The sequence below is a fragment of the Macrococcus equi genome (assembly GCF_047426745.1).
Lineage (GTDB): Bacteria > Bacillota > Bacilli > Staphylococcales > Staphylococcaceae > Macrococcoides > Macrococcoides equi.
The window spans coordinates 2167579-2181407 of record NZ_CP179732.1 but is presented as its reverse complement, the minus strand read 5'-3'; the positions used below and the strand labels follow the sequence as shown (position 1 = coordinate 2181407).

12 protein-coding genes are annotated in these 13829 nt (G+C 34.2%); all 12 read left to right on the top strand.

Annotation, left to right across the window (positions count from 1 at the left end):
- The first annotated feature begins 181 nt into the window (after window positions 1-181).
- The 12 genes from ACMGE6_RS11565 (at window position 182) to ACMGE6_RS11510 (ending at window position 13821) form a co-directional block, all read left to right on the top strand.
- Entirely contained in the window at window positions 182-778 is a 597-nt protein-coding gene (locus ACMGE6_RS11565; protein ID WP_414048004.1) for a hypothetical protein, read from the top strand.
- Window positions 779-1529: 751 nt separating this feature from the next.
- On the top strand, window positions 1530-1751 hold the full coding sequence (locus tag ACMGE6_RS11560) for a hypothetical protein (RefSeq protein WP_414053896.1): 222 nt from the start codon (window positions 1530-1532) through the stop codon (window positions 1749-1751).
- 232 nt (window positions 1752-1983) lie between these two features.
- Window positions 1984-2892: a nuclease-related domain-containing protein gene (locus ACMGE6_RS11555; protein WP_414053895.1), complete on the top strand. Its 909-nt coding sequence runs from the start codon at window positions 1984-1986 to the stop codon at window positions 2890-2892.
- 293 nt (window positions 2893-3185) lie between these two features.
- Entirely contained in the window at window positions 3186-3530 is a 345-nt protein-coding gene (rbfA, locus tag ACMGE6_RS11550; RefSeq protein WP_414046583.1) for a 30S ribosome-binding factor RbfA, read from the top strand.
- Window positions 3531-3592: 62 nt separating this feature from the next.
- Complete coding sequence (truB, locus tag ACMGE6_RS11545; protein WP_414053894.1) at window positions 3593-4486, top strand: tRNA pseudouridine(55) synthase TruB; 894 nt, start codon at window positions 3593-3595, stop codon at window positions 4484-4486.
- Window positions 4487-4553: 67 nt separating this feature from the next.
- Complete coding sequence (locus ACMGE6_RS11540; RefSeq protein WP_414053893.1) at window positions 4554-5510, top strand: bifunctional riboflavin kinase/FAD synthetase; 957 nt, start codon at window positions 4554-4556, stop codon at window positions 5508-5510.
- Between the two features lie 100 nt (window positions 5511-5610).
- A complete protein-coding gene (rpsO, locus tag ACMGE6_RS11535) occupies window positions 5611-5880 on the top strand; it encodes a 30S ribosomal protein S15 (protein ID WP_414046580.1) in 270 nt (89 codons plus the stop codon).
- 111 nt (window positions 5881-5991) lie between these two features.
- Complete coding sequence (gene pnp / locus ACMGE6_RS11530) at window positions 5992-8100, top strand: polyribonucleotide nucleotidyltransferase (RefSeq protein WP_414053892.1); 2109 nt, start codon at window positions 5992-5994, stop codon at window positions 8098-8100.
- A gap of 60 nt (window positions 8101-8160) precedes the next feature.
- A complete protein-coding gene (locus ACMGE6_RS11525) occupies window positions 8161-9354 on the top strand; it encodes a M16 family metallopeptidase (RefSeq protein ID WP_414053891.1) in 1194 nt (397 codons plus the stop codon).
- 64 nt (window positions 9355-9418) lie between these two features.
- Window positions 9419-9673, top strand: coding sequence for a hypothetical protein (locus ACMGE6_RS11520; RefSeq protein ID WP_414046577.1), 255 nt, complete (start codon window positions 9419-9421; stop codon window positions 9671-9673).
- 113 nt (window positions 9674-9786) lie between these two features.
- Window positions 9787-11460 carry a ribonuclease J2 gene (gene rnjB / locus ACMGE6_RS11515; protein WP_414053890.1) on the top strand — a complete coding sequence of 558 codons (1674 nt, stop codon included), beginning with the start codon at window positions 9787-9789 and terminating at the stop codon, window positions 11458-11460.
- Window positions 11461-11526: 66 nt separating this feature from the next.
- On the top strand, window positions 11527-13821 hold the full coding sequence (locus ACMGE6_RS11510; protein WP_414053889.1) for a DNA translocase FtsK: 2295 nt from the start codon (window positions 11527-11529) through the stop codon (window positions 13819-13821).
- The last annotated feature ends 8 nt before the right edge of the window (window positions 13822-13829 follow it).

Here is a 13829-nt window from a genome sequence, read left to right as displayed (position 1 = left end):
GATAAAAATTGAGCATTATTATAAATATAAGTTAAAAAATATTATATAAATACAGTGAAGTATTCTATGAAATAATAATATTATTCATAAATAATAGAATTTTTATTATCTGGAATGAAGAGACATATTACATTAGTTATTATATAATTGTTTCAATTGGTAAAAAGGAGCATATTAACATATGAGAATAATAATTGTTAGTACCATGTCTTTAGTAGTTTTACTTGGTGGATGTGGACAAGAAGATAAAGAAGAAAAAAAGGAAGAGGTTAAACTAGAATCAAGTAAAGTAATTAAAACAGAAAAAACTAATAAGGATAAAATTAATAATAAAAAATCTGAAAAAGATAAGAAAAAAATTAAGAAACAACATGAAAAATTAACATCTGAAACACCAACAACTGAAATGTCAACTACTGAGGTGAATGTGCGATCAACGGAACAAGTTCAGCAAAATAATCTTCAGTATACTAATCAAGCGGAATTGAAAACTAATGAGTTTGGTGAAAAGATTATTGGCTACACTGATAATGGAACTGAAATTATAGGATATACACAAGACGGTACGCCTATTGTTGATGAAATGAGAAAACAACCTACTCCAGTTGTACAGCCGAGTGAAGCAGAACAAGCTGAGTTTAGAAAAAATTTGCCAAATGGATTATCGTCTGGTGAGATTCAATTAAGAAACCTAATACTTGACGGTCTGTATACTGAACCGGATGCTCAAGAAAGATTAGCTGAAATCAATAGCCTTGAAGCTAGATATGGAAATTAAAAATGCTAATCTTAGCATCAATGACTATTGTTTTTTATAATTTTTATAGATATACGATACGACTAATATTAAGATGATAGTACTTAAAACAGAAATAATCACTGCATTAATCATATAATATATACTTCGTTTCATAATCATTTTACTAATAAATTATCACTATTTAGAATTATTGAACTTTTTATGTAATTAAACACTTAATAAACTATTGAGTATAAAGATTTAAGATTGTCGATTATGCACCAAATTCTATAAATATTATTATAAGACTTATTTTTATATATAATCTGTTAACTATACAATTTGTTTTACAATTCAATTGGTAACACATCTAAATAAAACTCATTTTATAATTAAAATGTCGTTTAAGTGTAGAAAAGTATAATAAAGAAACTTGAGATACAATTATTAACAACATTTTTATAGAAAGAATTGATAATATATTTACTATTTGGTTATGAAAATGGTAGAGTTTGTTAAAATAATAAATTGATGAGTTGGATATCTATCTCATTTGAAAAGTTTAATTTGTAAGAATACGGTTTCCAGATTCGTTATTTTAATAATCCAATTGTAAAGAATGCATTTATATCTAGACTTCATAATTGAAGCATTTGTGATGGAAGAGATTAAGCGATAATATATGATAATCTCCAGATTCTTTTATTAGAATCTGGAGATTTTTTGTTTAGTTTTTAAAATTTATGTGTATATGTATATAAATAAAATTAAATAGATAGGGGAATTTTTAATGGAAATCACAAATCACATGTATGTAGAATATTTTGAAGCATTTATCAATGGTAAATTAGATGAATTACATTATGATAGAGATACTCAACGACAAATTGTTAAATCAGGCTTAGAAAAAGGTATTTTTGAAGGCGATGCTAACGAAATGACTGAAGGCGCAGATTTTTCTGTGAATAAACTTAGAATTGGCAAAAACGGTCATGAAATTTTTTCTAAATAACTGGTAAAAACACTCACTTTTGAGTGTTTTTTTTATTTGGAAAAATAAAAAAATTATTATGCATGATTTTTGTATATTGAAATACAGAAATTAATATATGGATTGGTTTTATTGCAGAATTTAATAATCTGTTTTTATTTTGTATATTTGTGAATAAAGTAATGATTTTTATGCAAAATAGCGTGGTTGCAGCTTAAGACAAGATGTTTTATATTCATTTTGAGGTGATGAAATGTTTTTAAAAACTGCAGTGAAACCACCCCAACTAATTTATCTGGAAGAGGTTCATGGTCGCACGCATATGACAGAAATGGATCGAAGAAAATATTTTAATCTGAAATTAGGATATGATGGTGAAAAGAAAGTTTTTGATTACTTGAATCAGTTTAAGCAAGGCGTGTGTATCTGGGATATTCGTTTAGATATTAGTGGTGAGATTCAATATGACTTTATTGTGATTACAAATGGACATATAATTATACTGGAAATTAAGAACTGGTTTGGCAATTACACTTATCACGAAGGAAACTTGAAAAGTCCGAGTGGATATGTGAACCGTGATGTATTTTCACAAGCGAGTAATGAGCGAGATAAACTGGAAGTATTTTGTTATGAAAATAATATTCATTACAAAATAGTAAATGAAGTCGTCTTTGTAAATGAAACATTTCAGATAATTAATGAGGTAACAGATTATGAAATTCACGGAATGGAATACATAGAAAAAGTAGCACGTTATATGAATCAGTTTGAGATCACAAAAGAAGACTTAGCCATTGGAGAATGTATTATAAAACATCATCTAGAGAAATCGAAAAACGAAGTAAACCATTTATACCCATATCATTTAATGCGAAGAGGTTTAAAATGTCCGGAGTGTCGGAGATTTTTAAAAATAGAAAGGAGTGCGAAGAAGAAGATTAACTGCAATTGTGGTCATGTAATGGATAAAGCAGAAGCAATACGAGAAGCGTTCAGAAATATAGAAATGCTAAAACGTGATTGTGTAACCGCTAGTGACGTTGGTGAATGGATAGATATCAGTTCGACCAGAATTCGGAAAGTCTTAAATGATTACTGTATAAAAATCGGATCTAACAAAGGGCGTAAATATAAAAGTAGGGAAAGTTGGTTGAGATAAACGTAATATATCGCAACCATTGACCGTAAACTGAATCAAATATGCAAGTTGGTTGCGATAAACGTAATATATCGCAACCATTGACCGCAAACTGAAAAAAATATGCGAGTTGGTTGCGATAAACGTAATATATCGCAATCATTGACTATAACCTGAATAAAATATACAAGTTGGTTGCGAAAAACGTAATACATCGCAACCATTCAGATTACAACAATCCCCCTTCAATTGACATCACCTCAACTCCCACGTATAATTAACACTATTCAATAGACATAAAAGAGGTGAAAATAATGAGTTTAAGAAGTGAACGTGTCGGTCAACAAATGAAGAAAGAAATCAGTGAGATCATTAACCAAAAAATTAAAAATCCTAATGTTGGGTTTGTTACGGTTACTGAAGTTGAAGTTACTGGTGATTTATCTTTAGCGACAGTTTATGTAACTGTTTTAGGTGAAGAGCGTGACCGCAAAAAATCTTTAGAAGCACTTGAAAAATCAAAAGGCTTCATCAAATCAGAGATTGCACACCGTATGGATTTACGTATTGTGCCTGATTTAAAATTTACATACGATGAGTCGATTGACTATGGTAATAAGATTGAACGTATGTTAGCAGACCTAAATAAAGGACATTAAATAGACCTATCACACTTTTTCATGTAAACTATTCTAGAGTTTACTGAAAGGGTGTTTTTTTTATGGATGGTATTTTAGCAATTAATAAGCCTCGAGGGTTAACGAGTCATGATGTCGTATTTAAATTGCGCAAAATTTTAAAGACAAAAAAAGTAGGACATACGGGTACACTTGATCCTGAAGTGAATGGTGTGTTACCGATTTGTGTGGGTCGTGCAACCAGGGTTAGTGATTATATGATGGATTCCGGGAAAACATATATCGCTGAAATTACTCTTGGTACACAGACAACTACAGAAGATCAAACCGGGGAAGTAACTGATACTATTATAATAGAAGAAAATAAATTCTCTGCTGAAGACATCGATGAAGTATTATTAAGTCTAATAGGAGAAATCGAACAGACACCTCCGATGTTTAGTGCAGTGAAAGTGAACGGTCGTAAATTGTATGAATATGCTCGTGAAGGTAAGGTGATTGAACGTCCTTCACGTATCGTTCATATTTATAATATCACGCGTACTTCTGAACTAAATTATCACGATAATCAAGTAACTTTTGAAATTATCGTTAAATGCGGCAAAGGGACTTATATACGCACACTTGCGACTCAAATTGCAGAAGGCCTACAAACTGTTGGACATATGTCAAAACTTACACGAACAGAGAGTGGCGGTTTTTCACTGGAGCAAAGTTATACGCTGGAGGAATTACAAAATATGTCTCATGACACTATCCAGACATTATTGCAACCACTGGAAAAAGGTCTTACACATTTACCACATCATGAGGTTGATGCACACACTGCTCAGCGGATTCTTTGGGGACAAAAGATAAAAGGGATAGCACTTACCGAAGAAACTGTGATGACACATCAAAATAAAGCGCTTGGCATTTATATGCCGCATCCTGATTATCCAAATGTAGTAAAAGCTCGCAAAGTTTTTACGGAATGAGCAATCCTAAAGAACTTTTCTGTTAAAAAGTGATACACTAAAGAAAAATGATGCACGAGGTACTGATATGATAACAATACAAATGAATCAACCATTAGAAGCACACTATGATCATCCTGAAATTGCACTAGCTGTGGGTTTTTTCGATGGACTCCATTTAGGACACCAGGCAGTCATTAATGAAATGATAAAAATTGCTGATCAGAAATCATTAAAAAAAGCTGTGATGACCTTTGATCCGCATCCTTCGGTCGTATTAAACCCTGAAAAAAAACGAACGGATTACTTAACGCCTTTAAATGAAAAGAAACGCTTACTTGAACAAATGGGAATCGATTATCTTTTTATTGTGCCGTTTACTTCAAGTTTCGCAAAGATGGAAGAACGTGATTTTATCCAGGATTATTTCACAAATAATAAAGTTAAACATGTGATTGCTGGTTTTGACTTTACTTATGGCAAGTTTGGTAAAGGGAACATGCTGAAATTAGATTCAGACAAAGTGGGTTTTGAAGTTACTGCAGTTTCGAAGCAAGCATTAAATAATGAAAAAATTTCTACAACGCAAATTCGTGAAGATTTATACTCAGGTGAGATTCAACATGCTAATGCACAGCTAGGTCGCACATATAAAATTACTGGTCTTGTAGTTCAGGGGGAGAAGCGTGGTCGTACTATTGGATTTCCAACTGCAAATGTCATGCCAAATGAAGAATTTGTATTACCTAGACTTGGCGTTTATGCTGTGACATTAAAGCGTGAATCAACAGGTGTTAGCTACCACGGTGTATGCAATATTGGTGTTAAACCAACATTTCATGATCCAGAGAAATCTCAAGTATCCATAGAAGTAAATATTTTTGATTTTAACGAATCAATATACGGAGAACGTGTGGAGGTTTCATGGTATGATTTTATTCGACCTGAACAAAAATTTGATGGCATTGATGCACTGATTCACCAAATCAATCAAGATAAACAAACAGCGATTGATATTCTGTCAAAATTAAACTTGCAACAATAATAAAACATGTTATAATAATCAAGTACCTTTCCTTGGTATTGAGACACTCCGACTCATACTCGGGTTATGGTGTAAATAAAATTATAGGAGGCTATTTATAATGGCTATTACTCAAGAACGTAAAAATGAAATTATCGCCGAGTACCGTGTTCACGAAACTGACACTGGATCTCCAGAAGTACAAATCGCAGTTTTAACTGCTGAAATCAATGCTTTAAACGAGCATTTACGTACTCACAAAAAAGATCACCATTCACGTCGTGGATTATTAAAAATGGTAGGTCGTCGTAAAAACTTATTAACTTACTTACGTGAAAATGACGTTCAACGTTACCGTGAATTAATTAAATCATTAGGTTTACGTCGTTAATAAAACGCAAAAGAGCACAAATGAATTTGTGCTCTTTTTTTATGCAATTTGTGACAATTAGGCATATCACATGGTATGATTATAGATATATGTTAAGAGAGGAAGATATTAATGTCTCAAGAGAAAAAAGTATTTACAACCGAATGGGCCGGCCGTCCACTTACGATAGAAACAGGTCAACTTGCAAAACAGGCAAATGGAGCTGTATTGGTGCGTTATGGTGACACTGTAGTGTTATCTACTGCTACTGCAAGTAAAGAACCAAGAGATGTGGATTTCTTCCCGTTAATGGTCAACTACGAGGAGAAATTATATGCAGCTGGTAAAATACCTGGTGGATTTAATAAACGTGAAGGTCGCCCTGGTGAAGATGCGACATTAACATCTCGTTTAATTGATAGACCCATTCGTCCATTGTTCCCTAAAGGATACCGAAATGATGTACAGGTGATTTCAATTGTAATGAGTGTCGATCCTGACAATTCTCCTGAAATGGCTGCAATGATTGGGTCTTCTATGGCACTTTCAGTTTCAGATATACCATTTGAAGGTCCAATAGCTGGTGTAAATGTTGGTTTGATTGATGATGAATTTATCATTAACCCAAACGTTGAACAAAGAGCAGCTTCTATTTTAGATTTACAAGTTGCAGGTCATTTTGATGCGGTTAACATGGTTGAAGCAGGCGCTAAAGAAGTCACTGAAGAAAAAATGTTAGCAGCTATCATGTTTGGTCACAATGAAATTAAAAAGCTAGTTGAATTCCAAAAAGAAATCATTGCAGAACTAAATCCAGAAAAGAATGAATTTATTCCTGTAGAAACAAATACTGAGATTGAGGAAGCGGTAACGGTTCAAGCGCAAAACTTAAATCTGGCTCAAGCGATACAAACACAGGAAAAACAAGCAAGAGAAGAACGTATCACATCGGTTAAGCTACAAATCATTGAACAATTTGAAGAACAAGGTGAAGAAGTAATCGCTATTGTCAATAAAACGTTTGATGCTTTAGTAAAAGCAGAAGTACGTCGTCAAATTACAGAGGATAAAGTACGTCCTGATGGTCGTCGTCCAGATGAAATCAGACCGCTTTCTTCAGAAGTAGGGTTATTACCACGTGCTCATGGTTCTGGACTATTCACACGTGGACAAACGCAAGCGTTATCTGTCGCTACGCTTGGTGCATTAGGAGAACATCAGATTATAGATGGTTTAGGAGTAGAAGAAGAAAAACGATACATGCATCACTATAATTTCCCTAATTTCTCAGTAGGTGAAACTGGACCGGTTAGAGGACCAGGCCGTCGAGAAATTGGTCATGGTGCGTTAGGTGAACGAGCTTTATTACAAGTAATTCCAGATGAAAAAGAGTTTCCGTATACAATTCGTGTCGTATCAGAAGTATTAGAATCAAACGGATCAAGTTCACAAGCTTCTATTTGTGGATCAACGCTCGCATTAATGGATGCAGGGGTGCCTATTAAAGCTCCGGTTGCAGGTATTGCAATGGGATTAGTGAAGAAAGATGAACACTATACGATTCTTTCTGATATTCAAGGGATGGAAGATGCCTTAGGAGATATGGACTTTAAAGTCGCAGGTACTAAAAAAGGTATTACTGCAATTCAAATGGATATTAAGATTGATGGATTGTCAGAAGATATTTTACGCGAAGCGTTAGAGCAGGCGCGTATCGGTCGTTTGCATATTATGGAACATATGTTATCTACAATTAGTGAGCCAAGAGCATCACTTAGTCCATATGCACCAAAAGTTAAGATTATTCACATTAATCCTGATAAGATCAGAGATGTTATTGGACCTGGTGGTAAGAAAATCAATGAAATTATTGATGCAACAGGCGTAAAATTAGATATCGAGCAAGATGGAACAGTATTTATCGGTTCAAGTGATGAAGCGATGATTGCTGAAGCTCAAAAATTAATCGAAAATATCGTGCGTGAAGCTAAAGTTGGCGAAATTTATATGTCTACAGTTAAACGTATAGAGAAATTTGGTGCGTTTGTCGAAATATTCCCAGGTAAAGATGCTCTCGTTCATATCTCTCAACTGGCTAAAGAACGTGTTAATAAAGTTGAAGATGTAATCAAATTAGGTGATCAGTTCTTAGTTAAAGTCACTGAGATTGATAAACAAGGACGAGTGAATGCTTCACGAAAAGTTCTACTAGAAGAAGAGAAAAAATCAGAAGAAAAATAAATTTTTTGAGACTACCGCATGTTGCGATAGTCTCATATTTTTAGAAAAAGAGGGTTATATTTGGAACAAAAGTTATTAAGTAATCAGATGACAGTTGTTCATCATCCAACTACGATGCAAATTGTGCATATTGCAATGTATGTGAAAGTCGGCACTGCAGACGAAGTAAATTTTCCCGGGGGTATTGCTCATTTTATCGAACACATGCTGTTTAAAGGTACAAAACAATATCCTTTTAAAGCATTATCGGAAGCGATTGATGCAATCGGCGGTGAAGTGAATGCATACACCACTAAAACTTATACGTGTTATTCGATTAAGACATTGCAACGCTTTGAAAAGAAAGCTATTGAACTCCTTAAGGAAATTGTTTTCTATGCGACATTTGATGCACATGAACTGGAAAAAGAGCGCCAAGTCATTTTAGAAGAAATTAAGATGATAGAAGATGACGATGAAGAAAATGCTTTCGAAAGATTTGAATCTATATTATTTGAGGATAGTGTTTATGCAAATACTATTTTAGGAACCGAAAATTCTGTAAAGGCAATTACTCAAAATGATTTGATTAGCTTTTATCAACGATTTTACGTACCAAACAATATGATTCTTGCATATGTCGGTAATAATCTACAAGATATCTGTCATTCATTTGAAGTGGAAGTATTTAAACCGCTTCAAAGTCCAGCACAACAATTTTCGATGAATCACTGTAATATCACGGCGTATAAAGCTGGCATTGAACAGGCACATGTGATTATTGCACATCCTGCAGTCAGTTATCTGGATCCTATGCAGCCTGTATTTGAAATCATCAATAATCTATATGGTGGTGCAATGACCAGCTTATTATTTAGAAAGTTACGTGAGGAACAAGGACTTTGTTATAGTTTATATTCATCTGTGGATAGTTACAGAACTGGTGGGGTGCTATATACATACTTTGCCACGGATCCAGATAATGTTGAAAAGTGTATGAATATCATTGATGAGATCTATCAAACGCTAGTAAAAGGTATTGATGAAGAACTATTAAATAAAACGAAACAATATTTAATTACCAATCTGCACATGAACCTGGATTATGACGGTCATATTTTAGAACATATGGGTAAGAGCATGTTACTTTATAATAAAATTATTGATATTGAGTCAATTGAATCTCAAATTAATGCGGTAACACTTGAAGCGGTGAATAAATCTTTACTTATATTTGTAAATCCAGGTGAGAGATATTATTTATTACCACAATGATTGGCAAGTTGAAAAATTCACTGTATAATAACAATGTAAACGTATACAAGGAGATGAAGGGTTTATGGTATTTGATAAGATTCAAGTGAATGGGCATGAATTTACTGCAGATGGACGATTCTCTGTAGATGAAGAACTTTTAAAAATCTCAACAGTGAATGGTGATGTTGGATTGCTATTTAAACAAATTGAAGCTTCAAGTGAACCTGTTGAAGTAGTATTGTTTAAAGGAGATACAGATCGTTACCACTCAAAAGATTTAAAATTAACGCACTATACGGTAGCTGGCGGAGATTTTAAAATGGAATTACAAAAGTAATATTCAGTGAGCAGTGATAAACTGCTCGCTTTTTTTATTGTTAATTAAACTGTAAATAGCTTATAATAAAGAAGTATGAATTGAACGGGCGAAAGAATTTAGGAGGAAATACTTTGAATTTAATAAAAAAAGAAAATCAACATATTAGAATGGTACCCTTAGGTGGTGTCGGTGAAATTGCAAAAAACATGTATATCGTAGAGGTTGACGATGAAATGTTTATGCTTGACGCTGGGTTAATGTTTCCAGAAGATGAAATGCTAGGGATTGATGTCGTTATACCTGACATCAATTACGTCATTGAAAATAAAGATAAGTTAAAAGGGATATTCTTAAGTCATGGTCATCAGGATGCCATCGGTGCGTTAAGATATATCATTGAAAAGATTGATGCACCGATTTATGGTTCAAGATTGACGATAGCGTTGGTTAAAGATCATATGCGTGAAGCAAAAGTTAATAAAAAAATTAAATACTATACAGTGAATAATAATTCTGTGATGCGTTTTAAAAATGTCAATGTAACATTCTTTAGTACTTCTCACAGTATTCCCGATGCATTAGGTATTGTTATTCAAACTTCTCATGGTGCAATTGTTTATACGGGTGAATTTAAATTTGATCAAAGTATGACAGGTGCCTATGCGCCAGATATTACGAAAATGGGTCAAATCGGTAACAAAGGCGTGTTGATGCTTATCAGTGATTCTACAGAAGCAGAAAAGCCAGGATATAATACACCGGAAAATGTCATTGAAAGTCATATTGTTGATGAATTTGCCAAAGCACAAGGTCGAATTATTGTCTCTTGCTATGCTTCAAACTTCATTCGTATCCAACAAGTACTTAATGCCGCAGCACGATTAAATCGCAAAGTATCATTTTTAGGTAAGTCATTAGAATCATCATTTAATATTGCGCGTAAGTTAGGATATTTTGATATTAAGGAACAATTATTAATTCCAATTAAAGATGTTGAGAAATATCCTAAGAATGAATTAATCATTATATCTACAGGTTCTCAAGGTGAGCCGATTGAAGGTTTAGCCCAAATGGCACTTCAAAAACATAGTATTATGAATATTGAAGAAGGTGATACAGTCTTTATTACGACGACACCATCTTCTAATATGGAAGTAATTCTTGGTTCAACTATTAATCATCTTGTAAAAGCAGGTGCAAAAGTAATTCCTACGAATAAGAAGATTCATGCTTCAGGTCATGGATGTATGGAAGAGCTTAAGTTAATGCTTAATCTGATGAAACCTGAGTATTTTGTTCCTGTACAAGGTGAGTTTAAAATGCAGATTGCTCATGCTAAATTAGCAGCTGAGGCGGGAGTGTTACCAGAACATATCTTCCTGCTTGAAAAAGGTGATGTGATCAACTTTGATGGAGAACGCATGTTAGCCAATGAAAAGGTACCAGCTGGCAATGTCCTGATAGATGGTATTGGGGTGGGTGATGTCGGTAATATTGTATTACGTGATAGAAGATTATTAAGTGAAGATGGTATATTTATTGCTGTTGTTACACTTGATCCAAAGAGCCGCCGTATCGTTGCCGGGCCACAGATTCAATCACGAGGATTTGTCTATGTACGTGAAAGTGAAGAACTGATGCGAGAAGCAGAAGAAAAGGTACGTGAAATTGTAGAAAAAGGCTTAATGCAAAACAGAATTGAATGGTCTGAAATCAAACAGGAAATGCGTGATAAGTTAGGTAAGTTCTTATATGAAAATACAAAACGTCGTCCGATGATTATCCCGGTTATTTCAGAAATTTAAACAAAATAAACAAATAAACAAGCTATTTTTAGCTTGTTTATTTGTTTATATAAAGCAGGTGAAAAAATGGCGCTTAAGAAAAAAACAACACGTAAGAAAAAGTCGACAAGAAAAAAGAGCAATGAGCCATATCGTTTTGTTGTCGCAATATGTTTAATAGGTAGTCTTATGCTAGGTTTATTTCAGTTTGGACTAATTGGTGTAGGACTCGACAGTGTGATGACATATTTATTTGGATCGGCAAGATTCTACGCTTACATATTGATTATTTTAGTCACGCTATATTATGCAGTGAACAATAAATGGATTCCCATGAATCGACGTGTTAATGGCTGGTTGATGTTACTTATCAGTACACCATCCTTTCTTCAGGTAATACAGCATTTTTTAAAAGGGAAAGCAGTTCCACCAGTTTTTGACAGGATTTTTGAACTACAGTCCAAATCAGGTTTTCATTTTTTTGGTGGAGGCATCATTGGTTTTTTATTTGATTCAGTTTTCTCTACTCTGTTAAGTGTGTTTGGTGCGCTTATATTATCTATCATTATGATTATTTTAAGTATTCTTCTTATATTAGGACGTTCAATTAGACAGTCATCTCAAAAGTTTTTACTTTACCAGATTGAAAAGTCTAAGTCATTATCCAGACAAGCAAAATATCAACTACAACAGCAAAGTGAAAGAAAAAAGAATCAGACTGTTAAAGATGTATCAAATTTACCTGAGATAACGCGTATGCCGAATGAAGATTATATGAATGATGATGAAATTCCTATTTATGATGGTAACCAAATGATTGATGAACACGTTCAGGAGGATAAAAGTACGGTAAATACTGAAGCGCTGAAGCCGAAAGAACATTCACAATCTGTGCGTCAAATAGAAAACGTTAATACATCTTCCACTGATGATGTTGAATCTACTGAGCAAAGTGAAACGAGCGAGCCTGAAAATGTTCATTATCAGTTACCACCCATTACTTTATTGGCTGAAGCTCCTGCAAAAGCAAGATCAAATATGCAGGCAGTAAAAAAACGAGGACAATTACTGGAATCAACATTAAAAAACTTTGGTGTCAATGCGAAGGTCTCTCAAATTAGAATCGGACCTGCTGTTACACAATATGAAGTGCAACCAGCAATGGGTGTTAAGGTCAGTCGTATTGTCAATCTCCACAATGATATTGCGTTAGCACTGGCTGCAAAGGATATACGAATTGAAGCTCCGATACCTGGTAAGTCTGCAGTAGGGATTGAAGTTCCTAATAGTTCGATTTCAATGGTGACATTAAGAGAGGTTATTGAAGCGTCACCAGTACAGGAGAATAAGTTAAAAGTTGTTCTTGGCAGAGATATTAGTGGAGAGGCCGTGACTGCTGAACTTGATAAAATGCCTCATCTATTAGTTGCCGGGGCCACTGGTAGCGGTAAATCTGTATGTATTAATGGTATTATTACGAGTATTTTAATGCATGCAAAGCCTCATGAAGTGAAACTAATGATGATTGATCCTAAAATGGTTGAACTCAATGTATATAATGGTGTGCCGCATCTACTTACACCTGTCGTTACCAATCCACAAAAAGCAGCTCAGGCGTTACAGAAGATTGTTGGAGAAATGGAACGTCGCTATGATTTATTCAGTCATACCGGTACGAGAAACATTAAAGGTTATAATAATTACTTGAAAAGACAGAATGAAGAACTCGGCGAGAAAAATGCAGAATTGCCATATATCGTCGTTATTGTTGATGAATTAGCAGATTTAATGATGGTAGCAAGTAAAGATGTTGAAGCGGCTATTATGAGGCTTGCACAGATGGCACGTGCTGCCGGTATTCATTTAATTATTGCAACGCAGCGTCCGTCAGTTGATGTTATTACGGGACTTATTAAAGCTAACATTCCATCCAGAATTGCTTTTAGTGTTAGTTCAGCTGTTGATTCAAGAACAATTCTTGATATGCAAGGTGCAGAAAAATTACTTGGTAAAGGCGACATGCTTTATTTGCCTTACGGTGAATCTAAACCTAAACGTATTCAAGGTGCATTTTTATCTGATGCTGAAGTAGAAGGTGTCGTAAAATTTGTTTGTGATCAGCAGTCTGCAAATTATATTAAATCACTTGAACCGACCGAAGAAACAACTAGTCAGAGTGAGTCAGAGGATGAATTGTACATGGATGCTTATCAATTCGTTGTAGAAAAACAGAAGGCCTCAGCAAGTTTATTACAACGTCAATTTCGTATTGGATACAATAGGGCAGCGAGATTAATTGATGAATTAGAGGCGAATGGTGTGATAGGTCCAAGCACGGGAAGTAAACCGCGTGCGGTATTGATTGAATATAATGAAGATTAGAAAGAGGG